The 23773-nt window shown below is 45.5% G+C and carries 20 protein-coding genes, 4 tRNA genes and 3 rRNA genes; 24 read left to right on the forward strand and 3 right to left on the reverse strand.

The window, feature by feature from the left end:
• The first annotated feature begins 360 nt into the window (after positions 1 to 360).
• The 9 genes from UQW94_RS06090 to UQW94_RS06130 all read left to right on the forward strand — a co-directional run bounded on the left by UQW94_RS06090 (position 361) and on the right by UQW94_RS06130 (position 8083).
• Positions 361 to 1913 (forward strand): 16S ribosomal RNA (locus UQW94_RS06090).
• A gap of 89 nt (positions 1914 to 2002) precedes the next feature.
• Positions 2003 to 2078: transfer RNA gene (locus UQW94_RS06095), tRNA-Glu, on the forward strand.
• Between the two features lie 2 nt (positions 2079 to 2080).
• A tRNA-Lys gene (locus UQW94_RS06100) sits at positions 2081 to 2156 on the forward strand.
• A gap of 28 nt (positions 2157 to 2184) precedes the next feature.
• Positions 2185 to 2260, forward strand: a tRNA-Val gene (locus UQW94_RS06105).
• Between the two features lie 358 nt (positions 2261 to 2618).
• Positions 2619 to 5509, forward strand: a 23S ribosomal RNA gene (locus UQW94_RS06110).
• Positions 5510 to 5603: 94 nt separating this feature from the next.
• Positions 5604 to 5720, forward strand: a 5S ribosomal RNA gene (gene rrf / locus UQW94_RS06115).
• Together the 16S, 23S and 5S rRNA genes with 4 tRNA genes alongside form the textbook arrangement of a ribosomal RNA operon.
• Before the next feature lie 99 nt (positions 5721 to 5819).
• Positions 5820 to 5910, forward strand: a tRNA-Ser gene (locus tag UQW94_RS06120).
• Positions 5911 to 6186: 276 nt separating this feature from the next.
• Entirely contained in the window at positions 6187 to 6948 is a 762-nt protein-coding gene (locus UQW94_RS06125; protein WP_115386909.1) for a cytosolic protein, read from the forward strand.
• 103 nt (positions 6949 to 7051) lie between these two features.
• Entirely contained in the window at positions 7052 to 8083 is a 1032-nt protein-coding gene (locus UQW94_RS06130; RefSeq protein ID WP_115386910.1) for a cytosolic protein, read from the forward strand.
• Positions 8084 to 8246: 163 nt separating this feature from the next.
• On the opposite strand, the gene UQW94_RS06135 is transcribed toward UQW94_RS06130, so the two are convergent.
• On the reverse strand, positions 8247 to 8603 hold the full coding sequence (locus UQW94_RS06135) for a YibL family ribosome-associated protein (RefSeq protein WP_005374274.1): 357 nt from the start codon (positions 8601 to 8603) through the stop codon (positions 8247 to 8249).
• Between the two features lie 85 nt (positions 8604 to 8688).
• Complete coding sequence (locus UQW94_RS06140; protein ID WP_054579202.1) at positions 8689 to 9684, reverse strand: 2-hydroxyacid dehydrogenase; 996 nt, start codon at positions 9682 to 9684, stop codon at positions 8689 to 8691.
• 241 nt (positions 9685 to 9925) lie between these two features.
• Between UQW94_RS06140 and UQW94_RS06145 the strand changes: the two genes are divergently transcribed.
• On the forward strand, positions 9926 to 10408 hold the full coding sequence (locus UQW94_RS06145) for a L,D-transpeptidase family protein (RefSeq protein ID WP_115386911.1): 483 nt from the start codon (positions 9926 to 9928) through the stop codon (positions 10406 to 10408).
• Positions 10409 to 10443: 35 nt separating this feature from the next.
• On the opposite strand, the gene UQW94_RS06150 is transcribed toward UQW94_RS06145, so the two are convergent.
• Complete coding sequence (locus UQW94_RS06150; protein ID WP_115386912.1) at positions 10444 to 11154, reverse strand: glycerophosphodiester phosphodiesterase family protein; 711 nt, start codon at positions 11152 to 11154, stop codon at positions 10444 to 10446.
• A 229-nt stretch (positions 11155 to 11383) separates the two neighbouring features.
• On the opposite strand from UQW94_RS06150, the gene UQW94_RS06155 reads away from it, so the two are divergent.
• The 14 genes from UQW94_RS06155 to UQW94_RS06220 all read left to right on the forward strand — a co-directional run bounded on the left by UQW94_RS06155 (position 11384) and on the right by UQW94_RS06220 (position 23758).
• Complete coding sequence (locus tag UQW94_RS06155; protein ID WP_005386018.1) at positions 11384 to 12049, forward strand: response regulator transcription factor; 666 nt, start codon at positions 11384 to 11386, stop codon at positions 12047 to 12049.
• Positions 12049 to 13422, forward strand: a complete 1374-nt coding sequence (locus tag UQW94_RS06160) for a sensor histidine kinase (RefSeq protein ID WP_005374264.1) — start codon at positions 12049 to 12051, stop codon at positions 13420 to 13422. Before UQW94_RS06155 ends, UQW94_RS06160 begins: the two co-directional genes overlap by 1 nt.
• Positions 13423 to 13629: 207 nt before the next feature.
• Positions 13630 to 15723, forward strand: a complete 2094-nt coding sequence (locus UQW94_RS06165; RefSeq protein ID WP_322142098.1) for a TonB-dependent siderophore receptor — start codon at positions 13630 to 13632, stop codon at positions 15721 to 15723.
• A gap of 74 nt (positions 15724 to 15797) precedes the next feature.
• Positions 15798 to 16565: a DUF3450 domain-containing protein gene (locus UQW94_RS06170; RefSeq protein ID WP_053304675.1), complete on the forward strand. Its 768-nt coding sequence runs from the start codon at positions 15798 to 15800 to the stop codon at positions 16563 to 16565.
• Positions 16566 to 17933: a MotA/TolQ/ExbB proton channel family protein gene (locus UQW94_RS06175; protein ID WP_053304674.1), complete on the forward strand. Its 1368-nt coding sequence runs from the start codon at positions 16566 to 16568 to the stop codon at positions 17931 to 17933.
• Complete coding sequence (locus tag UQW94_RS06180; protein WP_017635540.1) at positions 17933 to 18487, forward strand: MotA/TolQ/ExbB proton channel family protein; 555 nt, start codon at positions 17933 to 17935, stop codon at positions 18485 to 18487. Before UQW94_RS06175 ends, UQW94_RS06180 begins: the two co-directional genes overlap by 1 nt.
• Positions 18484 to 18888 carry an ExbD/TolR family protein gene (locus UQW94_RS06185; protein WP_005374257.1) on the forward strand — a complete coding sequence of 135 codons (405 nt, stop codon included), beginning with the start codon at positions 18484 to 18486 and terminating at the stop codon, positions 18886 to 18888. The genes UQW94_RS06180 and UQW94_RS06185 overlap by 4 nt, the downstream gene beginning before the upstream one ends.
• A complete protein-coding gene (locus UQW94_RS06190) occupies positions 18888 to 19508 on the forward strand; it encodes an energy transducer TonB (RefSeq protein WP_005374256.1) in 621 nt (206 codons plus the stop codon). Before UQW94_RS06185 ends, UQW94_RS06190 begins: the two co-directional genes overlap by 1 nt.
• On the forward strand, positions 19505 to 20677 hold the full coding sequence (locus tag UQW94_RS06195) for a tetratricopeptide repeat protein (RefSeq protein WP_054574485.1): 1173 nt from the start codon (positions 19505 to 19507) through the stop codon (positions 20675 to 20677). Before UQW94_RS06190 ends, UQW94_RS06195 begins: the two co-directional genes overlap by 4 nt.
• 133 nt (positions 20678 to 20810) lie before the next feature.
• Positions 20811 to 21440, forward strand: coding sequence for a PepSY-associated TM helix domain-containing protein (locus UQW94_RS06200; protein WP_021035904.1), 630 nt, complete (start codon positions 20811 to 20813; stop codon positions 21438 to 21440).
• Positions 21441 to 21461: 21 nt separating this feature from the next.
• Positions 21462 to 22001 (forward strand): DUF2271 domain-containing protein, encoded by a 540-nt coding sequence (locus UQW94_RS06205; RefSeq protein ID WP_225496549.1) that lies wholly within the window; start codon positions 21462 to 21464, stop codon positions 21999 to 22001.
• 15 nt (positions 22002 to 22016) lie between these two features.
• Complete coding sequence (locus UQW94_RS06210; RefSeq protein ID WP_322142099.1) at positions 22017 to 22847, forward strand: DUF4198 domain-containing protein; 831 nt, start codon at positions 22017 to 22019, stop codon at positions 22845 to 22847.
• A 42-nt stretch (positions 22848 to 22889) separates the two neighbouring features.
• Positions 22890 to 23210, forward strand: a complete 321-nt coding sequence (locus UQW94_RS06215; RefSeq protein WP_005374251.1) for a hypothetical protein — start codon at positions 22890 to 22892, stop codon at positions 23208 to 23210.
• A complete protein-coding gene (locus tag UQW94_RS06220) occupies positions 23207 to 23758 on the forward strand; it encodes a DUF6162 family protein (protein ID WP_225496544.1) in 552 nt (183 codons plus the stop codon). Before UQW94_RS06215 ends, UQW94_RS06220 begins: the two co-directional genes overlap by 4 nt.
• The last annotated feature ends 15 nt before the right edge of the window (positions 23759 to 23773 follow it).

Genomic DNA, 23773 nt, shown 5'->3' on the forward strand with positions numbered 1-23773 from the left:
CCAAGAAAAATCATCTCCCTATAATGCGCCTCCGTTGTCAGGGCAAAGCGGAAACGCAAAAGCGGTTGGCAAGAAGGCGAAAGAAAACTTCTAAAAATTAATTTAAAAAAGTGTTTGACACTGAAAATTAATTCCTTAGAATACGCCTCCGCTTCGATAGCAAAGCTTACGAAGCAAGCTCTTTAACAATATAGACCTATCAATCTGTGTGGGCACTCGTTGATGATAATCCAATTAGAAGCTTCGGCTTCAAATTAGGTTTCAATGAAACGAAGTGACCATTGAGTCGAAAGACTCAGCACAGTCAATTCAAACATTACTTATGTAATGTTCAGTATTCATTGAGCCGAACAAAATCTTAAATTGAAGAGTTTGATCATGGCTCAGATTGAACGCTGGCGGCAGGCCTAACACATGCAAGTCGAGCGGAAACGAGTTATCTGAACCTTCGGGGAACGATAACGGCGTCGAGCGGCGGACGGGTGAGTAATGCCTAGGAAATTGCCCTGATGTGGGGGATAACCATTGGAAACGATGGCTAATACCGCATGATGCCTACGGGCCAAAGAGGGGGACCTTCGGGCCTCTCGCGTCAGGATATGCCTAGGTGGGATTAGCTAGTTGGTGAGGTAAGGGCTCACCAAGGCGACGATCCCTAGCTGGTCTGAGAGGATGATCAGCCACACTGGAACTGAGACACGGTCCAGACTCCTACGGGAGGCAGCAGTGGGGAATATTGCACAATGGGCGCAAGCCTGATGCAGCCATGCCGCGTGTGTGAAGAAGGCCTTCGGGTTGTAAAGCACTTTCAGTCGTGAGGAAGGTAGTGTAGTTAATAGCTGCATTATTTGACGTTAGCGACAGAAGAAGCACCGGCTAACTCCGTGCCAGCAGCCGCGGTAATACGGAGGGTGCGAGCGTTAATCGGAATTACTGGGCGTAAAGCGCATGCAGGTGGTTTGTTAAGTCAGATGTGAAAGCCCGGGGCTCAACCTCGGAATAGCATTTGAAACTGGCAGACTAGAGTACTGTAGAGGGGGGTAGAATTTCAGGTGTAGCGGTGAAATGCGTAGAGATCTGAAGGAATACCGGTGGCGAAGGCGGCCCCCTGGACAGATACTGACACTCAGATGCGAAAGCGTGGGGAGCAAACAGGATTAGATACCCTGGTAGTCCACGCCGTAAACGATGTCTACTTGGAGGTTGTGGCCTTGAGCCGTGGCTTTCGGAGCTAACGCGTTAAGTAGACCGCCTGGGGAGTACGGTCGCAAGATTAAAACTCAAATGAATTGACGGGGGCCCGCACAAGCGGTGGAGCATGTGGTTTAATTCGATGCAACGCGAAGAACCTTACCTACTCTTGACATCCAGAGAACTTTCCAGAGATGGATTGGTGCCTTCGGGAACTCTGAGACAGGTGCTGCATGGCTGTCGTCAGCTCGTGTTGTGAAATGTTGGGTTAAGTCCCGCAACGAGCGCAACCCTTATCCTTGTTTGCCAGCGAGTAATGTCGGGAACTCCAGGGAGACTGCCGGTGATAAACCGGAGGAAGGTGGGGACGACGTCAAGTCATCATGGCCCTTACGAGTAGGGCTACACACGTGCTACAATGGCGCATACAGAGGGCGGCCAACTTGCGAAAGTGAGCGAATCCCAAAAAGTGCGTCGTAGTCCGGATTGGAGTCTGCAACTCGACTCCATGAAGTCGGAATCGCTAGTAATCGTGGATCAGAATGCCACGGTGAATACGTTCCCGGGCCTTGTACACACCGCCCGTCACACCATGGGAGTGGGCTGCAAAAGAAGTAGGTAGTTTAACCTTCGGGGGGACGCTTACCACTTTGTGGTTCATGACTGGGGTGAAGTCGTAACAAGGTAGCGCTAGGGGAACCTGGCGCTGGATCACCTCCTTAAACGATGATTATTGCGATGAGTGTTCACACAGATTGATACGGTTTATAAAGTTTAAGAGATAGAACATCCCCCAAGATGTTCACTTAGTGTCCCGTTCGTCTAGAGGCCTAGGACACCGCCCTTTCACGGCGGTAACAGGGGTTCGACTCCCCTACGGGATACCATTGGGTCGTTAGCTCAGTTGGTAGAGCAGTTGACTTTTAATCAATTGGTCGCAGGTTCGAATCCTGCACGACCCACCATTTCCTTCCACGGAAATCAAAACAATGTGGGCGATTAGCTCAGTTGGGAGAGCACCTGCCTTACAAGCAGGGGGTCACTGGTTCGAGCCCGGTATCGCCCACCATTCTCTAAGTATTTTTGGAATAAAACGTCCAAACCAGAACAAGCAATTGATACTGGTTGGTATTTTTGACTCTGAAAGTCTTTAGAAAATGTAACTTCCTTGTGAAGAAACATAGCTCTTTAACAATTTGGAAAGCTGACAAAACAACAATTTATTGTTGTTTGTAAAGTTCTCAATGTTTATCGAAAGATAAACACCAAAAAACACATTCAAGTGTTCTTGGCTTTTTGTTTTCATTTTTTCTAAAAATGAAGATAAAGAGATGAGTCCGGCAAAATCGAATGTCTCTCGCTCATTCAAATAATGAGAGACAACTTTGGTGATTTGAACATCAACTCGAAACTCCTTCGGGTTGTATGGTTAAGTGACTAAGCGTACACGGTGGATGCCTTGGCAGTCAGAGGCGATGAAGGACGTATTAACTTGCGATAAGCCCAGATTAGGTAGTAAAAACCATTTGAGTCTGGGATTTCCGAATGGGGAAACCCAATACCATAAGGTATTACTGTTGAGTGAATACATAGCTCAACAGGGCGAACCGGGGGAACTGAAACATCTAAGTACCCCGAGGAAAAGAAATCAACCGAGATTCCGAAAGTAGCGGCGAGCGAAATTGGACTAGCCCTTAAGCTTTACACGCGTTAGACGAACAGCCTGGAAAGGCCGACGATACAGGGTGATAGTCCCGTAGTTGACGACGTGTGTTCAGTGAAATCGAGTAGGGCGGGACACGTGATATCCTGTCTGAATATGGGGGGACCATCCTCCAAGGCTAAATACTACTGACTGACCGATAGTGAACCAGTACCGTGAGGGAAAGGCGAAAAGAACCCCTGTGAGGGGAGTGAAATAGAACCTGAAACCGTGTACGTACAAGCAGTAGGAGCAGGCTTTGTCCTGTGACTGCGTACCTTTTGTATAATGGGTCAGCGACTTATATTCAGTGGCAAGGTTAACCATCTAGGGGAGCCGTAGGGAAACCGAGTCTTAACTGGGCGTTCAGTCTCTGGATATAGACCCGAAACCAGGTGATCTAGCCATGGGCAGGTTGAAGGTTGAGTAACATCAACTGGAGGACCGAACCGACTAATGTTGAAAAATTAGCGGATGACTTGTGGCTAGGGGTGAAAGGCCAATCAAACCTGGAGATAGCTGGTTCTCCCCGAAAGCTATTTAGGTAGCGCCTCGGACGAATACTACTGGGGGTAGAGCACTGTTAAGGCTAGGGGGTCATCCCGACTTACCAACCCTTTGCAAACTCCGAATACCAGTAAGTACTATCCGGGAGACACACGGCGGGTGCTAACGTCCGTCGTGGAGAGGGAAACAACCCAGACCGCCAGCTAAGGTCCCAAATTACTACTAAGTGGGAAACGATGTGGGAAGGCTCAGACAGCCAGGATGTTGGCTTAGAAGCAGCCATCATTTAAAGAAAGCGTAATAGCTCACTGGTCGAGTCGGCCTGCGCGGAAGATGTAACGGGGCTAAGTAGTAAACCGAAGCTGCGGCAATGTACTTTAGTGCATTGGGTAGGGGAGCGTTCTGTAAGCGGTTGAAGGTGTGTGGTAACGCATGCTGGACGTATCAGAAGTGCGAATGCTGACATGAGTAACGATAAAGGGGGTGAAAAACCTCCTCGCCGGAAGACCAAGGGTTCCTGTCCAACGTTAATCGGGGCAGGGTAAGTCGACCCCTAAGGCGAGGCCGAAAGGCGTAGTCGATGGGAAACGGGTTAATATTCCCGTACTTCTTACAATTGCGATGGGGGGACGGAGAAGGCTAGGTGGGCCTGGCGACGGTTGTCCAGGTTCAAGTGTGTAGGCTGAGAAATTAGGTAAATCCGGTTTCTCTTAAGGCTGAGACACGACGTCGAGCTACTACGGTAGTGAAGTCATTGATGCCATGCTTCCAGGAAAAGCCTCTAAGCTTCAGATTGTAAGGAATCGTACCCCAAACCGACACAGGTGGTCGGGTAGAGAATACCAAGGCGCTTGAGAGAACTCGGGTGAAGGAACTAGGCAAAATGGTACCGTAACTTCGGGAGAAGGTACGCTCTCGACGGTGAAGTCCCTCGCGGATGGAGCTATTGAGAGTCGCAGATACCAGGTGGCTGCAACTGTTTATTAAAAACACAGCACTGTGCAAAATCGCAAGATGACGTATACGGTGTGACGCCTGCCCGGTGCCGGAAGGTTAATTGATGGGGTTAGACTTCGGTCGAAGCTCTTGATCGAAGCCCCGGTAAACGGCGGCCGTAACTATAACGGTCCTAAGGTAGCGAAATTCCTTGTCGGGTAAGTTCCGACCTGCACGAATGGCGTAATGATGGCCACGCTGTCTCCACCCGAGACTCAGTGAAATTGAAATCGCTGTGAAGATGCAGTGTACCCGCGGCTAGACGGAAAGACCCCGTGAACCTTTACTACAGCTTGGCACTGAACATTGACCCTACATGTGTAGGATAGGTGGGAGGCTTTGAAGCGCAGTCGCTAGATTGCGTGGAGCCGTCCTTGAAATACCACCCTTGTAGTGTTGATGTTCTAACGTCGACCCCTTATCGGGGTTGCGGACAGTGCCTGGTGGGTAGTTTGACTGGGGCGGTCTCCTCCCAAAGCGTAACGGAGGAGCACGAAGGTGGGCTAATCACGGTTGGACATCGTGAGGTTAGTGCAATGGCATAAGCCCGCTTGACTGCGAGAATGACAATTCGAGCAGGTGCGAAAGCAGGTCATAGTGATCCGGTGGTTCTGAATGGAAGGGCCATCGCTCAACGGATAAAAGGTACTCCGGGGATAACAGGCTGATACCGCCCAAGAGTTCATATCGACGGCGGTGTTTGGCACCTCGATGTCGGCTCATCACATCCTGGGGCTGAAGTCGGTCCCAAGGGTATGGCTGTTCGCCATTTAAAGTGGTACGCGAGCTGGGTTTAGAACGTCGTGAGACAGTTCGGTCCCTATCTGCCGTGGGCGTTGGAGAATTGAAAGGGGCTGCTCCTAGTACGAGAGGACCGGAGTGGACGAACCTCTGGTGTTCGGGTTGTGTCGCCAGACGCATTGCCCGGTAGCTAAGTTCGGGATCGATAACCGCTGAAAGCATCTAAGCGGGAAGCGAGCCTTGAGATGAGTTCTCCCTGATACTTTAAGTATCCTAAAGGGTTGTCGTAGACTACGACGTTGATAGGCAGGGTGTGTAAGCGTTGTGAGGCGTTGAGCTAACCTGTACTAATTGCCCGTGAGGCTTAACCATACAACACCCAAGGGGTTTTGATGGACTCAATGAAAGAACATTGAATGTGTAAGAACGAGAATTAAAAAAACAGCTTTCCAGATTAAAGAATTTGCTTGGCGACCATAGCGTTTTGGACCCACCTGATTTCCATGCCGAACTCAGAAGTGAAACGAAATAGCGCCGATGGTAGTGTGGGGCTTCCCCATGTGAGAGTAGGACATCGCCAGGCTTTAAACATCGCTTTCAAGTTCTCTTTAATTGAGATAACTGAAGGCAAAACTAAAAATTAGCATCAATAGTATAAGACTAAGTTTTAGTGACAATTTGTGGAGAGATGGCTGAGTGGTTGAAAGCACCGGTCTTGAAAACCGGCATACGTTAATAGCGTATCTAGGGTTCAAATCCCTATCTCTCCGCCACTTTTAAAAAACCGCTGTTCTTACAGCGGTTTTTTTGTATCTGCTGTTTTTTAACCGCTGTTATCGAAACTTCTAATTGATTTTTCTCTAGCTCTTTCTCCAAGTTTTTGCGTACCTACTTTGGGTTTAGTTTACGCAGTAATACCTTCAATCGAAGACATTTCCATACGTCTCATTTGGGCTTCAAATAGAGCTTTCTTAAGTCTCAACGTGGGATGCTTAAACGCATTTTGATAGAGTTCCAGTCTAAATACTGCGGATGCACTTGGAGAAAAAATGAAGCTACTTTACTGGTTAGATGAATGGCAAGCTCTTACTCAACAAGAACAAGAGATGGCTTTACCTATCTCTGGCTACGATTTACTTGATGATGTGTTTGTGAAGTATGAACTCGTCGATCTTAACAAGCCATTGTTGTTTACATTTTCTCCTTCCGGTACTGATGTGCAGGTACAAGATTTAACTCCGGATTTTTCTCCTTGGGGCTACGAGCTCGGAATACAACAACAAGTAAACATTATTGCCTTTCAACATTTAGGACAAAGTAATTGGTTCCGTAGTCGGAATTTGATTTTCTTTCTGGAGCAGCTATCTGAGTTGCTTCATCCCTTCAAATGTCGTTTAGGTTATGGGCAAAGTAGAGGTGGCTTTGCAATTGGCGCGTTCGCTAACTTGCTGAAACTAGAACATCTTTTGTTGTTTTATCCTGTTAGCACTAAAAATAAAGCGTTAGTGCCTTGGGATGATCGGCCGAGTACTGAGCTTGCTCAGCAGTTTGCTTGGGAAAGCGGCTACCATGATCGAGATTTGGGCAATGCCAAAGGTTATATTATTTATGACCCATCCAATCGCATTGATTGTCTTCATGCTGAACGTTATCCAGAGCTTACCCATTTAAAAGTCGTCGGTATGGGACACGGCACTCAATCCACACAATTAGATAAATTAGAATTTTTTAATCTGGTGGCGCAGGAGTTTGTTCGCCATCAAACCTTAGATATTGACCAATTTAATAAGCAAATTCACGCTTTGTTTTAAAAGAGGACTGATATCAGAGTCCCCTGTAACCAGGGGGAGATGATCACGCACTAAAAACTAGATTTTTAACACAATTGCTAGGCGCAATTTAGATGGAGGATTAATGAAGTTACTGTACTGGTTGGATGAATGGCTAGTTCTTTCTCGTGAAGAACAGCAAACCAGGCTACCGATGTCCGGGGAGGACTTACTTGATGATGTATTTGTTAAGTATGAGTTTGTCGACCGCAATAAACCGTTGTTGTTCACCTTTTCCCCTGCTGGTACGAATCTACAAGTACAGGACTTACACTCAGACTTTGCGCCTTGGGGCTATCGCTTAGCCCAGAAACAAAAAGTAAATATTATTTCATTTCAGCACCTTGGGAAAAGTAACTGGTTTCGTAGCCGTAATTTAATTTTCTTTCTAGAGCAACTGTCGACTTTACTTGAGCCCTTTGAATGTCGTTTAGGCTATGGACTTAGCCGCGGTGGTTTTGCTATTGGTGCCTTTTCCAATCTATTAAAGTTGGATCAAGTATTGATGTTTCACCCGGTCAGCACAAAAAACAAAGTTTTGGTGCCATGGGATGATAGGCCAAGTACTGAACTAGCCCAACAATTTGATTGGAAAGGAAAGTATCACGACCTCGACCTTGGCGATGCAAAAGGCTATATCATTTATGATCCAACTAATGAAATCGACCGCCTTCACGCCAAACGCTACCCAGAGCTCACTCACTTAAGAGTCTTCGGGATGGGACATGGTACCCACGCGACGTATTTGAATAAATTCGGTTTTTATAAGCAAGTGGCCGTAGACTTTATACGTTATCAGAAGATAGATATAGCGCAGTTTCGTCATCAGACCAAAACGCTGCGCTTAAAAGAAGATTACTATCAGTGCCTTAACAAGGCGAATGCGAGCTCACAGCATCGTTTAAACTTACTGAGTACCGCTCATAATGTACTAATTGAAGAAAAGAAAGAACATGTGAAGGAGCATCAAGCACAAATCGATATTCAGCCACTTGTTGATATTGCACTTAAGCATGAGTATGACAACCCGCAAGATGCAGTACAGCTTTTGGAAGTCGCTCAGCAGTTGGTTCCGAATGATCCCGTTGTGGAGCACAAGTTGCAGCAACTGTCGTAACGTTGAGATATAATGCGGACGATATTGGTCGAAATAGGTCAGTGGCTTTTGTCGCTGGCCTTTTTAATAGCTTATGGATTGATATTTCGATGAAATCTAATGAAGCAGTACAAAATAAAAAGCCCAAGCAAATGCTTGGGCTCCATAAATGTTAATGCGAGTTTTAAAACTCTTTTGGCGCAAAGCCTGTCATCACATCAAGGCGAAGTTCTTTACCAACTTTTGTTAATGGGTGAACGATTACTAAGCCGCGTACGCGTTTTTTCAGTTTGCCGATGTCCGCTTGTTCTGCTTTGGTGATTTCACGAGAGAAAGGCATATCAAGTAAGCTTTTACGTTCTTTGTTCAGCTCATAGTTTTGCTTGTGCTTTAACTGGTTAAGCTTTTTGGTAAGCTGTTCTACTTCATCCGTGAACTTTGTAATCATTTCGTGATCACCACGAGAACGTGCCGCATCAAGTTTACGTTGGCATGTATCTAAACGGTTGTGCAGCTTTTGAATATCAGTTTTTATGCTCATGGTAATTTGGCTCAAATTTTAAATAGTCGAGGAGTATAGCATAGCTGAGATCACACGCTCTACTATACTTCTCGATTGTCTGGCTTTAGTTAATCAGTTCATTGCCCGATACGTTACCAGAGAAAAAGGCTTCGACGTTATCAAGCGTCACAGAGGCAATATTATTCAGTGCTTCGTGAGTCAAGAATGCTTGGTGGCCAGTAAACAGCACGTTATGACAAGCCGATAAACGGCGGAAAACATCATCTACAATGACATCGTTAGATTTATCTTGGAAGAATAAGTCTTTTTCATTGTCATACACGTCTAGGCCAAGCGCACCAATCTTACCTTGTTTCAACGCTTCTATCGCCGCTAGTGAATCTAGCAACTCGCCTCGACTGGTGTTAATGATCATTACACCATCTTTCATTTGCGCGAAGGCTTTTTCGTTCAATAAGTGATAGTTTTCTTCACTCATTGGACAATGGAGAGAGATAATATCCGCATTAGCGTAGATTTCTTCAAGCGAACAGTAACGGGCTCCCATTTCTAGCGCTAATGGGTTTTCGTAGGGGTCGTAGCAAAGCAGTTCCATGCCAAGCCCTTTGAAGATACGCATCGTCGCGATACCAATCTTACCCGTACCAATAACACCAACGGTTTTTCCGAAAAAGTTAAAGCCAACAAGACCTTCTAGCGAGAAGTTGGCGTCACGTGTCCGTTGGTAGGCCTTGTGAAGGCGGCGGTTTAGGCACATCATTAAACCAACCGTGTGCTCTGCCACTGCTTCTGGTGAGTAAGCAGGAACTCGAACCACTTGTAAGCCTAGTTCTTTGGCTGCTTGTTGATCAACTTTATCATATCCCGCGCAGCGCATAGCAATAAGCTTGGTCCCGCCCAGAGAAAGCTGTTTAAGGACAGGAGCTGAAAGATCATCATTAACAAACGCACATACGACATCACTGCCGTGCGCCATCTTGGCTGTTTTTTCGGTTAGTCGGAAGTCGTGATAGTGAAATTCAAAATCGCGGTTATTTTTAATTTTATTAAAAGAGGCTTCGTCGTAGGATTTTGCACTAAAAAAAGCAATGTTAATCATGGTTCCCTCTCAAAAAGTGCGGACTTTATAAATAAATATGCTTATAAAGTAATGCAACTTAGCCGCAATGAATAGAGAAATCTTCTCTTTGACTTTTGTTGTATCAAATAACGATAAGAAGTACGCCTTTCAGCGAGTCTATCTTATGGTTCCGCATTAGATACTGTTTGCTTTACGAGCATTAACTGACTAGCATTATCGCTCTTTTCTTGTTCACTTTATTAGCTTAGGCGTTACGACAATGTCAGTAAAATGGTGCTCTATGTTCTTGTGTTGTGTGTTTGCTTCTGGCACTCACGCAGCTGTTGACCTCGTTAAAGTCGACAAGTCTAAGCGTCGAATGTATTTGATGGAACAAGGAGCAGTGCTAAAAGAATACCGAATTGCTTTAGGAGCGAACCCTCAAGGACATAAACAAGAAGAGGGAGACAATCGCACACCAGAGGGCGAATACACTCTAGATTATGTTATAGAGGACTCTGCTTTTTATCGTTCTGTGCATATCAGTTACCCTGATGCGATTGATACGTTGGAAGCGAAGCGCCAAGGTGTGTCCCCTGGAGGGAACATCAAAATTCATGGCTTAAAAAACGGTGAGAGTCAGTTGCCGATTTACATCCAAAGTTTTGATTGGACTAATGGGTGTATTGCGATTACCAACGAGGAGATGGACGAATTTATCCAGCTTGTCGAGATGGGGACACCAATTCAGATTGAGTGGTAACAAAAGGTCCCCTTTAATGTTCTGGCTCTTATAGGCTATGGCATAAAGCGCTGTGGATGATCACTAAAAATACCGTCTAACTGAGGCAGGTATTTCAGTTTATTTGGATTGTTCACCGTATAGCACATCACTTTGTAACCGGCTTGTTGGAGTTTGTTTATCTGGCGAGTACGAACCCAGTTAATGTTTAGGTTGCAGCTATAGGCACTAACTTCTTCCAAAAGGCGTTTATCTTTTCTCGTAAAGAATTCACTTAACACACCCAATCGGTAGCCACTGCAGTATTTGTGCATCGCTCTAATGACGTCATGACTAAAGCTCGATAGGAGTACATTCTCTTGCGGCATTGGACTTTTTGCTAACGCATTGGCGAGAGTCTGCACCACTTCTTCCGCTGGATGGTTGTCTACTTTAACTTCGATATTCAAGTTAAGCTTATTCTCAGTAGCTAAAGTGAGCAGTTCATCTAGTGTCACGATCTTCTCGCCTGAAAAGTCTGTGCTAAACCAACTACCGAAATCTAATGCTTTTAACTCTTCCAGGGTGAGCTCATCAACACGCCCTTGTCCATTGCTGCATCGATTGACGGTATGATCATGGCAAACCACTAAAACATTATCTTTGGTAGGCTGTATATCCACTTCCACCCACTTCAACCCCAGGTCAATGGCTGCCTGAATGCTTATTTTTGTATTCTCAGGGTATGAACCTGCCACGCCACGGTGACCAATTAATAACGTTTCCATTCGCTTTATCTTTTGCTTTGCGGTTGCCAGATTGTACTCGTTTTTTCTATGAAGATATATCTAGGTGCATATTGTTAGGGACCTTTAGTAAAAGTGAACATTAAACTCTAATGGCACGTTGCTGCTTCTTGGACTGAGTCCTGTGGACTTAAAGCATTAGAGTGTTAGTTGTTTAATTGGTAAATGAGTAATAAAATGCGAACCATTTTTATTTGAATGGTGAGTGGTAATGTCACGAGTTTTGATAGTCGATGATGACGTTCCTTTGTGTGAGCTGTTAGAAGCGGTTTTGCAAGAGGAGGGCTACATCGTCTCTTCTGTACATTGCGGTGAAAGTGCGCTGCAATATATGGAAAAAACGCCTGTAGATCTTGTATTGCTTGATGTCATGTTACCAAACCTTAACGGCATGCAAGTTGCTCGTAGGATCTGTCAGCGCTTCGCGACACCTATCCTAATGCTTACCGCTCTCAACGATGAAAACTCGATGCTTGATGGTTACCAAGCGGGGGCCGATCAGTATATCGGAAAGCCTTTTAATGTCGCTGAGCTTCTAATGCGCATCAAAGCGATTCTTCGTCGTGTCGGCTTGGAACGTCAACGTCAGACGATGTGTAGTACCGTTCAAACGATCAGTGACCAGCTTAATAGCTTACCCCTCACAAGTACGGAAGCTGAACTATTGAGCTACTTGGTAAAAAACCAAGGAGTCGTGATTTCAAAAGCAGAGCTTCAAACCGAAGTGTTAAAGAAAGAGCTGAGTCCTTTTGATCGCAACCTTGATATGCACATCAGTAACATACGTCGCAAGTTAGTTGAAGCGGGGCTTTCCAAGCAACATATCAAAACCTTCCGTGGCAAAGGTTACAGTTATTTAGAGGCTGTAAACCGTTAATGAAGCTCCGGTGTCCACCTTTTATTGCAAAACGTAAAGATAGCTTAGCGTTCAAGTTATTTAGTTGCATGACCGCAATTGTAATTAGTATTTTGGTCGTGCAATCCTTAGCGGAACAAGCTCTGGTGAAAGCCATGTTGAAAGTGCCCGATAGTGTGCGAGAAGAAATGCTAGACCTTGCACATCAAGCCAATGTATTGATTGAGCACGGAGACATGGACGAACTTGCTGACTGGGCAAATGCGCAAAACTTTTATTTATTTGTGTTGAATGAACATCAGCAACCAGTTACGCACCGTCTGATGCATCCGCACTTCGAGTTCAAACTTCAATTTAAGAGAAGCATTGATGATCAACTTGAGGGGAAAGTGAATCGCCCCATCATCAATATTCCTTTAGTTCATGGCAATACTTTAGTGATTCAATTGCCACATCGACTGCACCCTGCAAATGACTTCATTCTGTATTTCTCTATTCTCAAAGTCGTGATTGCAGTGGTTATTTTGGCGCTCTTTTCGCTGCTAATGGCACGTAACTTACAGCAACCATTGGATCGATTGAGAGAAGCAAGCAAAAAGCTATCTAATGGCGATTTTAATGTTAGTGTCGTGAAAGAGCTGAAGTCGAGCACGCGTGAGTTTAACGAGTTAGCGCAAGACTTCGATCACATGACGCAACAGATTCATTCTCTCGCTGAAAAGCAGCGACTGCTTATAAGAGATGTCTCTCACGAATTGAGAACGCCGTTAGCGAGGCAGAACTTGGTTCTGCATCTTTTGCGAAAGCGTGTTGGAGAAAGTGAGCAAAGCCTAGTGACAAGGCTAGAAGATGAAGCAAAAGAGCTAAACCATTTGATCAGCGATATATTGGAGTTCAGTCGCTTGGAAAATGCGCGTTTCGACAAAGCCACGAAACGCTGTGATTTAGAAGTTTTGCTCTCCCCGCAAGTAGAGCGTTGCAAAATAGATTTGAAGTCAGAACAGACGTTGTCTTTCCGCTCAGAAGCTGTATGTGCTAAAGCTTTTTGTGAAGAAACGCTCGTCATTCGTTGTTTGAACAATCTTATTGGTAATGCCATTAAATATTCAGGACAAGCATCTCAGATAGAAGTTTCTCTGGAAAATTATGTCAAAGAAGGGCAGCAGTTCACCATCATGTCAGTATCTGATGATGGGCCTGGTATTCCAGATAACAAGCTGGTCGATATTTTTGATCCGTTTACGCGCTTAGATGCTTCTAGAGATAAAAAGCTTGGTGGCTACGGTTTAGGTCTTGCGATTGTCAAAGAATCCATGCGTATTATGGGTGGAGCAGTTACGGCGAAAAACCGTGAGCAAGGTGGTCTGAGGGTTACTTTAGTGTTCAAGCAATAAGTATGATTAAGTCGTAATTTTTGTGATTAATATCACATTATCATGGCACGTCATCAGAGAGTACTTTACAAAAGTTTGCAAATGCAAAGAATGTAAATTTAATGCAAATGGTAATACTTATCACTTATATTCACCCGCGAAATAATTAAGAGGGAATCGCATTCAACAAGTATGTGACCCGAAAAATAATAATCGGAGTGAAAGGATATGTTTACTAAGAGCCATTTGGCGTTAGTGATCGGTGCAGCGTTAGCAACACCTGCAGTGGCGGAAGTTCAAACAGACGAACATGTAGTTGTAGAAGGTCGAGAGTTCGGCTACAAGGCAGATACAAACAGTACAGCAATGCGCATGGAAATGACGCAGCTGGAAACGCCGGGACAAGTAGCGGTTATCGATGAAACGGTAATTGATGAGCAGCGTGCAAGTACACTTGGTGAAGTGCTACGTAACGATGCAAGTGTTAGCGCGGGTGGTACAAGCCGTAACCGCGAACGTTTCTCTCTACGTGGTTTTGAACTTAGCAGTTCAGACGGTTTTCTTCGTGATGGTCGTCAACACTGGTCACACTACCGTCAGCCAATTGAGCTTTTAGAGCGTGTTGAAGTGCTTAAAGGTCCATCAGGTCTGCTATACGGTAAATCTGAGCCGGGTGGCTTGGTAAACATGGTTTCGAAAAAACCAACAACTCAAACACAAGCAAGTTTGAGTCAAGATCTAGGTTCGAATGATCACTCACGCACTGTGCTTGATGTGAGTGGCGCGCTAAATGATGCAGAGACACTGCGAGCGCGCGCAATTTTTGCCAAAGAAAGCTACGGCTCTTGGCGCAGGTACGGTGATGGCACTGAGCCTAAAACAGATCGTACGGTAGCGGGCCTAGTGGTTGAGTACGACATCACCGACAACTTTATGGTATCGGCTCATTACGATCGCACGAAAGACGATGGTAGCGTAGACTCTGGCGCATACATTGTTGATGGCAAAGCGGTTCGCGGTGATAAGTACATTTGGGATGCGCAGTGGTCTGAAATTGATAACGAAGTAGAAAACTACGGTGTCGATATTAATGCGCAAGTCACGGATAACGTGAACGTAAAAGCAGGTTACAACCGTCAAGACTTTAAGCGTTTTGATGTAGAGTCTTACCCTAAGTTTGATCAGTATGAAGAGTTAAATACGATTAAGCATCGAGGCAACGATCGCTCCGATAATTGGGTATTTGATACTGCATATATAGATGTGACGACGGACTTTACTTTGTTCGGTACGGAAAACACGTTGTTAGTGGGCGCTAACTACTTAGATTACAGTTATGATCGCTTTATGGCATTTCATAATGAGGCGAGTATTGCGCCAGGAGAAACGGTGCCTAAGCCTAGCTATAGTAGTTCGAGGAAATCACCAACAGCTGAGTACGATACTTGGGGTATCTACGCGCAAAATATGATGACGATTAATGATTACTGGCAAGTGCTTGCAGGTGTTCGTTATGACGAAAAGCGTGATGATGAACTGACTGAAAACCAAGTTTCTCCAAAGTTAGGTGTGATATTCCACCCATCGACGAATGGCTCGGTTTACGTTCAGTATTCTGAAAGCTTCATGCCTCAAGGTGAAGTCAGCAACGGTAGTCGTACCTACATCAATGAAGGTGAGAAACTCGACGCTGAGCGTGGTATCTCTTATGAAATCGGTACGAAGTGGGAACTGTTTGATCAGCGTTTATTTGTATCTGGTGCTGTGTTTGATATCACGTTAGAGAACATCTCGCTGGATGTTGAAAGCGGCAAAGACGCGGGCGGCAATCTCCTACACAAGAAAACGCAAGGTGGTGAGCAAGTTCACAAAGGCGCTGAGTTAATGGCTCAAGGTTTTGTGACCCCAGAGTTGTCGCTAACCGCTTCTGCAATGTATTTGGATGCAGAGCTTAAGAAGGCAGAAAGATATGAAGGTAACCGCCCTGTAGACGTGCCAGAGTTCTCGGCAAGTCTATGGTCTAGCTACAAGGTTCAAGACAACACTAACTTAAACCTTGGTTTGATTTATGAAGGTGATCGCTACGGTGATGCAAAGAACACCTTCAAGAAAGATGGCTACGCTCGCGTTGATATGGGCGTGTCATACAAACATAAGTACGATGAAAACTTGGATATTATTGCTCGATTCAATGTCGAAAACTTATTCGATACCGACTACTTCGCAGGTGGTGGTAGCACGAATGGCGAGCAAAAAGGTGCGAGTGGGGTTGTGGTTGGAGAAAGCCGCAACTACATGGCAACAATCCAGTTCAAGTACTGATAACAATTTGATTATTAGAGGGGAAGGGTAGTCTTCCCCTTTGGTCGTTTTTGGAGCACAGAAATATAACTCGTATGAATCTAATGAAATCAAGTATCGCTCTGTTGATATCATCGGTTTTGATTCCCGCTCACGCGGCGAACTTAAACGATGCACAAGCTGTGCAGAGTAAAACAAACCAGTCGTCGGCGGTAAGCCAAAAACGTATTGATGCAAGCGCAGAAAAATCACTTACTCTAGAAGCTGAAATTGAGCAGCTGCAAGAGGAAGTCGGTAACTTGAAGATTTATCGCGATCATCTTGCAAGCCTTGTTGAGAGCCAAAATCAAGAAGTTGATAGCTTGAACGAGCAAATTGAGCAGATTGCTCAAACTCGTCAAGGTGTCGTGCCTTTGATGTATCACATGCTTGAGGGCTTAAAAGTGCTCGTCGCTAACGACAAGCCTATACGCAAAACGCAGCGTGAGGAGCGAATTGCAAAGCTGGATTCCATGATGACGCGTGCAGACGTTGCAGATGCAGAGAAGTTTCGTCGTATTTTAGAAGCGTACCAAATTGAAATGGATTATGGCACCAAGCTTGGCGTTTACCAAGGCAAGATTAACCTAGGTGACAATGAAGCTGTGGAGGCGGACATTCTCTATTTAGGGCGTTTGTCTTTGGTAGCGCGTAGCTTATCTGGTGACACATTTTGGAGCTGGTCACAGCAACAACAAGCATGGCAACAAGTGGGTTCTGAGCAAAAATCAGAGCTAGACAAAGCGTTCGCTATGGCGAATAAACAGATCGCGCCGAGTATGTTAACTCTGCCAGTGTCGTTAACCGCTGCGGAGGGCAAATAAATGATGAAAAAATGGTTATCGGTTGCATTAATCTCGACAGCCGCATTAATGCCTCATACAACTTTTGCTAGTGATGCGTTGTTACAAAAGGCGCAGCAAGAAAATCGTCAACAGCAATCGCACAATGTCGCGCGTGAATCAGGTTTTAAGCAAACAGAGCAAGAGCTACAGGCTATAAAGAATAAATTGGTGGCAGAGCGGGCTGCTCTTCAAGCAGAAGCGGACTCATTAAGTGTTACCTTCGGTGAAAATGAAGCAGAACTGGCACAGCTAGAAGAAAAGTTGCGTCTAGAAACCGGGAGCCTAGGTGAGTTATTTGGCGTCGTTCGCCAGAACGCAAAAGAGCTAGAGTCTGAGCTAAAAAGCTCAGTAACCGGTGTTGATGCAAACTCATATCAGAAAGATATCGATGCTATTGTTGCGGCTAAATCACTGCCAACGTTGACCCAACTTCAGGCGATGTGGCGCAGCATGGAAGAACAAATCAAAGCAAGCGGTGAAATGGCAAACGTCTCTTTCACACTGCTAAATGGCGAAGGTCGTGAACAAACGGTTAATGGTGTTCGTCTTGGTTCTATGGCGCTGCTGGATAAGACTGGCTACGTTAAGTGGAATGGTCAACGCGGAGACGCGGTAAACTATCTTCGTCAGCCTGAGAACGGTCCAACAGCGAATACTATTTCCTCTGGTGACATTGATGCACTTGTCATTGATCCGTCACGTGGCATTCTTCTTGAACAGCTTGCAAACTCACCGACTTTGGCTGATCGCCTAAATGCGGGTGGCGTTGTCGGTAAAATCATCCTTGGTTTATTGGCTATCGGCCTATTGATTGCGCTCGTACGTGGTGCATCACTGATGATTTCGCGCCAGAAAATCATGAAGCAACTGAAAACCCCAGTGCAGCCAGGAGACAACCCTTTGGGTCGCGTGCTTGCGGTATACCAGAAAGACAAGCATCGCAGCGTAGAAGCGTTAGAACTACGTCTTTTGGAAGCTGTTGTTGATGAGCAAACCCACCTAGAAAAAGGGTTGTCGATGCTTAAGCTTCTTGCTGCTCTAGCTCCTATGCTTGGCCTACTAGGCACGGTAACGGGTATGATCGAAACCTTCCAAGTCATCACTCAATTTGGTAATGGTGATCCGAAAGTAATGGCGGGTGGTATTTCAATGGCACTTGTGACTACCGTACTTGGCCTTGTTTCAGCCATGCCTTTGCTATTAGCGCACAACGTATTGAGCTCTCAAGCAGAAAATATTCGCAGTATCTTAGAAAAACAAGGCATCGGTTTAGTTGCAGAACAAGCTGAGCGTGATATGCCGAGTAACAAAAGTCACTCTAACACCTTAGCGGAGAACGCAGCGTAATGGAGCAGATCCTACTCAGCACATTGGGTTTGATCAGTGAGGATTGGGCCACAACATTGATGAGCTTTATGCAGCAAGGTGGTCAAATCCTATGGTGGCTGGCCGCCGTCGTGGCGGTGTGCTGGCTGTTGGTTATGGAGCGAGTTATTTATCTCACAACGGTTTTCCCTGGGGTAAAAAAACAGCTTTGTGAGCAGTGGCAAGCAAGATCAGAGCACCACTCTTGGTACGCGCATCAAATCCGTGAAGGATGGATTGCAAAAGCGCAAATCGAACTGCGCCAAAACCTATCGACTATTAAGCTACTTGTGGCGGTTTGCCCAATGCTAGGGTTGTTAGGGACGGTGACAGGCATGATTACGGTGTTTGACGTAATGGCATCGCAAGGCAGCAGCAATCCGAAATTGATGGCTTCTGGTATCTCACTTGCTACGCTGCCAACCATGGCAGGTATGGTAGCAGCGCTTGCGGGCATGTTTATTCATGCTCGTCTTAGCAAAGTGTGTGAACGAAAAGCTATCCAGTTAGAACAATCTTTAAGGAGTCAAAAGTGAGACTCGGACGCAGACCTAACCAACAAGATGAAGCTCAAGTCGATTTAACCTCGATGCTTGATATCGTCTTCATCATGTTGATCTTCTTCATTGTGACCAGTTCGTTTGTACGTGAATCCGGTGTAGAAGTGAATCGCCCTCAGGCTTCTAATGTAGTAAGCCAAAAAGATGCGGGCATTTTTATCGCAGTAACGGCAGCGAATGATGTGTACATCGACAAACGAGTGGTTGATATTGAGCGTGTTGAGGCCTCTATTGAGCACCTGTTACTTGATCAGCCTGATGCCTCGTTAGTTATCCAAGCTGACGAGCATGCTTACAATGGCACTGTCGTGAAAGTGATGGACGCTGCAAAGGCGGCGGGTGTGAAGAACATTGCATTGGCGGCGGAGAAACCTTAATGGGCAGGCTGTTACTTGCACTACCAGCATCACTGTTAATTTCTGTGAGCTTGTTTAGCTTTATGGCGTGGATGGTTGATAAAGGCAACCAGCGTGCACCAGAAGCTTCAGAAGCCGTTCGTTTTGATATGGTGATGGTAGAGAATGAAGCAGACGTGCAGCGTCGTCAACGTTCAGTGCCGGAGCAACCAGAGCCACCTCAAGCGCCGGAGCCAATGGATCTGTCTCAAGCTGACACTCAAATGGAACCAATGAGTCAGATGACGCCAGTCAGTGCTTTAGGTTTAAACACAGCCCTTGAAGGCATCGCGATTAGCGCCCCAAACTTGAAGGGAACAATGGGCAACCAGCAAGCACTGCCGTTGTATCGTGTTGATCCTCGCTATCCAAGTAAGGCGCTGAAACGTAGAGTGGAAGGTTATGTCATTATGCGTTTCACGATCGATGCAACTGGACGACCAAAAGATATTGAAGTGATCGAGGCTGAGCCCGAGCGCATGTTTGAAAGGGAAGCAATCCGTGCGCTTAAAAAATGGAAGTATCAGCCAAAAGTTGAGGATGGTGTGTCAATTGAGCAGTTCGGACAAACCGCTAAAGTGGAGTTCAAGTTAGCCAAATGATGAAAAAATTCTTAATCGGTACGGTATTAAGCCTGAGTGCACTCTCAACCATTGCCAGTGAGTTAAGCCAATACACCGCAGCGAGAGTTCAACGAGCACATAATTTGGCTCAAGAAGAGAAACTGAAAGAAGCGATTTCATCTCTTGAAGCTATGGAGCTTTCTCGTGGATATGATCAAGCTTATGTCGCTCGAATGTTGGGTATTTTTTACTGGCAGAATGAGCAAACTCAAGCGGCGATTAAGCAACTTGAGTTGGCAGTCAATAGTGGTTTGCTACAAGATGAGCAAGCATGGCAAACCCGAAAAATGTTGGCTGATATACTGCTGAACGAGCAACGTTTTTCTAAGGCGTTACCTCATTACTATGCCTTGAGCCAAAACATTCCTAAAGGTCAAAAAGCGCATGAGCTATGGCTGCGTATTTCCCAATCTCATTATCAACTGAGTCAGTGGCAAAAAGTGCTTTCAGCAATGGCTCGTTATGAGAAATTTGGTCAGCCAGACAAGCTTGGCGCATTGTCGATAAAGCTTTCTGCTGAGCTAGAACTGAAAAAGTGGAAGCCGGCAATCTCGACCATCAAACGCTTAATCGTGATTGAACCTGAACGAATTGAATGGTGGCGTCAGCTTGTTGCTCTATACCTACGGGTTGATGACAACAAACGTGCCCTAGACTCTTTGGCGTTGGCAAAACTGAAAGGGTTACAACTTAGCCAAGATGACTTAAAGCTGCTGGCACAATTGTACGCGAAACGAGGTATTCCTGAGAGAGCTGCGTTGGTGATGAACGAGCTAGAGGATGTAAACTCGAATAGTAAGCTAAAAGCTCAGCAAGCAACATATTGGCAAATGGCAAAAGAGTGGGAAGAGTCTATTGATAGCTGGCGTATTGCAGCTCAGCTAGATAGGCAGTATTACTGGAACTATTCTCAACTGTTGGTGCAAGAAGGCCATTATAAAGATGCCATTGCCGCGCTCGATAAGGTCAGAGGTCGTAAAGCGGATGTTGCACTTATCAAAACTCGCGCTTACTACAAACTTAAGCGGTTTGACGATGCGCTCGCTAATGCCAAAAGAGCGAATGAGATTAAGCCATCGAATCAGGCAAAAAGTTGGGTTAAGTATCTATCACAGCTACGCAAAGTAGAATCGACGCAGAACTCATAGCGAACATTTTTATTAAATACCCGAGCTCAGTCTCGGGTATTTTTTTGTTTAAAGTAAACAATGTAAATTAAATGCCAATACGAATGATTATCACCTAAATTATGCCCCACATTTATTGGTGATGATTGTTTCTATGTTGCTTAAAAGCAAAGGTGTTCAAACTTGGGCTCGCCGCCTACATATCTATATTTCGATGGCTCTTCTCTTAGTTACGCTGTTTTTTGCAGTAACTGGTATTACCCTCAATCGCCCCGAATTGTTTGAACGCAGTGAACCTATCATTCAACAACATACTCTGACGGTTCCGCACTCAGTTCTATTCTCACATTCAGATACCTTTCAACCTAATCGTGAAGAACTGGTAGCTTTCTTGACTAAAGAAACCGAGCTTCGCGGCACTCCCTCCGCACTAGATGTGTATACCGAAGTTGAGCAAGGTGAGTTGTTACTCGGAGAGCTTTCTATGGATTTTAAAGGCCCGGGTTATAACGCTACGGTCTTTATTGATATGACTACTGGTGCAGCAGACGTCGAAACGACGCACTACGGTATTGTTGCGCTGCTGAACGATCTACATAAAGGACGCAACAGTGGTGGGATTTGGAAGTGGTTTATCGACGTCACTGCGCTTTTGATGGTGTTTTTTGTTCTTACAGGCGTGTGCTTGTTACTGCCTAAGAAGAAGACGCTCAGAACGTCAATGCAATGGATGAGCTTTGGTACGTTACTGTCGCTCGTAATTTATTTTGTTGCTGTTCCATAACAGCTTTTTTAGAGAACACTTATGTTGAACACAGGAAGATTTTTCCGCCGTAATCACTTTTGTAAAGCCGCTTTGATCGCGGCTTTTACTCCTTTCTCTCTTTCCGCGGCGCCTCTACCAGATAACGCGAAGGTCGACTTCGAACTCGAACTTCCAAAGATAGATACCTCAATGTATGCACGCCCTTATGTGGCGGTTTGGGTTGAAAACGATCAGCGTAAACCGGTTAAAACCATCCAGTTATGGGTAGGGAAAGACGAATGGTTAAAAGATCTACGCAGCTGGTGGAGAAAAGCGGGTCGTTATGATCGTGAACTTGTTGATGCGGTGACTTCTGCAACACGTTCTGCTGGTCAATACCGCTTTGTCTGGGATGGAACCAATGACGCAGGGGAGCGTTTGGAACAAGGAAATTACACGTTGTACGTCGAGGTCGTTCGTGAACACGGTGGGCGAAACTACTTACGTCAAAAAATAACGCTAGCGGACAGTGACGTGCGCTATGAGCTTAAACCAACACAAGAGACGGGTGTCATCACCGTCAATTATCAAGTTAAGTGATTAAAGGACACAACAATGAAAACCAAAATGAAAGCAGTGGCATTGGCGAGTGTAATGGCAATGGGATTGGCTGTAACCACCACCGCGCAAGCACATCCACGTTGGGTTCTGCCCTCTCACTTTACGGTTTCTAAAGAAGGCGGTGACTGGCTGACATTTGATGTTACTGCCTCTCACGGAACGTTTGTTTTTGATAAGCCTGCGAGTAGTGATCAGGCATTTGTGGTGATGCCGGATGGCCGCTCTGAGCGTCCTAACTTTGTTGTTCGTGGCAAGCGTCGCTCTATGTTTGATTTCTTTTTTACAGAAGAAGGCACGCACAAAGTTGCGATTAATAATCAGCCGAGCTACTACACACAATACAAAGCGGGCCGTCGTGATACGGTGAAATGGGCGCGAGCAAGCAAAGCTGAGCGTGGTGATGTGCTTCCCGAGCAAGCGCGTGATGTGGTTACTCAACTAAGTTACACCCGAGCAGAAAGCTACATTACGGTTGGTATGCCAACGGACAAAGCGTTGGAGATTGAAGGCAAAATGCTAGAGATGAAACCGATCACGCATCCATCGGACATCATTGAAGGTGAGCCTGTGACTTTCCAGTTTTTCTTTAACGGAGAGCCACAAGAGGGCGTTACTGCTGAGATTACACGTGAAGGGACCATGTACCGAAACCATCAAGAACAAATCGATGTGGTGAGCGATAAAGATGGCAAAGTGATTTTCACGCCAGAAGTCGCCGGGCGCTACTTAATGAAAGCGAACTACAAAGGTGAATTGAAAGATAATCCATTGGCGGATAAAGCGAGTGCCAATGTTCACCTTACGTTTGAAACTCAACTTAACTAATCGAATTAGGCTCAGCAATTGCTGGGCCATTTTGGAATTATCATGAATAACACTTCTCTTCTAAAAGCGGTTTTGCTTTTTTCTGGATTTGCGTCCTTTCACGCTGCTGCACATTTTCCTCTGATGAGCTGTCACTTGGCGCAAGATAAAGTGATTTGTGAAGCGGGCTACTCGGATGGATCGACAGCGGTCGACTACGATGTCGAAATGTACGATTACGACGACAATCTGATCGCCAAAGAAAAAACAGATAAGCGTTCCATCGCAGAATTTACTCACCCTGAAACAGATTTCTATTTGGTATTTGATGCCGGACATGAAAGCCCGGTGGAAGTGGATATCGTTGAGCTGAAAGAGAAATGAGTGTAAAGAAAGTTCGCCCTGATGATGGTAACCGAGAAGGAAAGTGGGTCGCACTGACAATCGCAGCAATTCTCAGTTCAGCAGCCATACTTATGCCCTACCATCAGGTCGCGACTGAAAAGCCAGACATGCAGTCTCATCAAGTGTTAATCACGGATTTACATCAAAATGAGTTGGGGTTGATCGCTGAGCTTAAGCTCGCTCATGAAGAGATTCGTGATTTGCAGTTAGATACCGGAACTTGGCCTGAGATCTCTGATATGGAGGTGCTTTGGATTGCTCCGTTCGTGAAAGACCAAAACTGGAAGCGTAAAGGTTCTCATCAGTGGCAACGAATTGATGACGGTGTCTACATTGGCGTGAAGACCAGTGCCCAAGGCTCTGCTTCCATGCTGTTGGATAGCCGCAGTTCTCAAGCTGATATTTGGTTTAATGATTCTAGCCGTTCGTTAAATGTGGAGGGACTAAGCGATCTAGCTAAACGCCACGATTTCGGGTGGAAACAAATCGTTCTGTCAGACTCTTCCTCTCATTCTCACGCCCATTAAGACAACATAATTGAT

Origin of the sequence: Vibrio sp. PBL-C16, assembly GCF_034321865.1 — a bacterium.
GTDB lineage: Bacteria > Pseudomonadota > Gammaproteobacteria > Enterobacterales > Vibrionaceae > Vibrio > Vibrio alginolyticus.

Bases quoted from the DNA above. Each gene is read 5' to 3' on its own strand.
- UQW94_RS06190 (WP_005374256.1), top strand. From the start codon at position 18,888: ATGGGCAGGCTGTTACTTGCACTACCAGCATCACTGTTAATTTCTGTG.
- UQW94_RS06130 (WP_115386910.1), top strand. From the start codon at position 7,052: ATGAAGTTACTGTACTGGTTGGATGAATGGCTAGTTCTTTCTCGTGAA.
- UQW94_RS06200 (WP_021035904.1), top strand. From the start codon at position 20,811: ATGTTGCTTAAAAGCAAAGGTGTTCAAACTTGGGCTCGCCGCCTACAT.
- UQW94_RS06180 (WP_017635540.1), top strand. From the start codon at position 17,933: ATGGAGCAGATCCTACTCAGCACATTGGGTTTGATCAGTGAGGATTGG.
- UQW94_RS06175 (WP_053304674.1), top strand. From the start codon at position 16,566: ATGATGAAAAAATGGTTATCGGTTGCATTAATCTCGACAGCCGCATTA.
- UQW94_RS06205 (WP_225496549.1), top strand. From the start codon at position 21,462: ATGTTGAACACAGGAAGATTTTTCCGCCGTAATCACTTTTGTAAAGCC.
- UQW94_RS06165 (WP_322142098.1), top strand. From the start codon at position 13,630: ATGTTTACTAAGAGCCATTTGGCGTTAGTGATCGGTGCAGCGTTAGCA.
- UQW94_RS06195 (WP_054574485.1), top strand. From the start codon at position 19,505: ATGATGAAAAAATTCTTAATCGGTACGGTATTAAGCCTGAGTGCACTC.
- UQW94_RS06220 (WP_225496544.1), top strand. From the start codon at position 23,207: ATGAGTGTAAAGAAAGTTCGCCCTGATGATGGTAACCGAGAAGGAAAG.
- UQW94_RS06145 (WP_115386911.1), top strand. From the start codon at position 9,926: ATGTCAGTAAAATGGTGCTCTATGTTCTTGTGTTGTGTGTTTGCTTCT.
- UQW94_RS06125 (WP_115386909.1), top strand. From the start codon at position 6,187: ATGAAGCTACTTTACTGGTTAGATGAATGGCAAGCTCTTACTCAACAA.
- UQW94_RS06170 (WP_053304675.1), top strand. From the start codon at position 15,798: ATGAATCTAATGAAATCAAGTATCGCTCTGTTGATATCATCGGTTTTG.
- UQW94_RS06140 (WP_054579202.1), bottom strand. From the start codon at position 9,684: ATGATTAACATTGCTTTTTTTAGTGCAAAATCCTACGACGAAGCCTCT.
- UQW94_RS06160 (WP_005374264.1), top strand. From the start codon at position 12,049: ATGAAGCTCCGGTGTCCACCTTTTATTGCAAAACGTAAAGATAGCTTA.
- UQW94_RS06215 (WP_005374251.1), top strand. From the start codon at position 22,890: ATGAATAACACTTCTCTTCTAAAAGCGGTTTTGCTTTTTTCTGGATTT.
- UQW94_RS06210 (WP_322142099.1), top strand. From the start codon at position 22,017: ATGAAAACCAAAATGAAAGCAGTGGCATTGGCGAGTGTAATGGCAATG.
- UQW94_RS06155 (WP_005386018.1), top strand. From the start codon at position 11,384: ATGTCACGAGTTTTGATAGTCGATGATGACGTTCCTTTGTGTGAGCTG.
- UQW94_RS06135 (WP_005374274.1), bottom strand. From the start codon at position 8,603: ATGAGCATAAAAACTGATATTCAAAAGCTGCACAACCGTTTAGATACA.
- UQW94_RS06150 (WP_115386912.1), bottom strand. From the start codon at position 11,154: ATGGAAACGTTATTAATTGGTCACCGTGGCGTGGCAGGTTCATACCCT.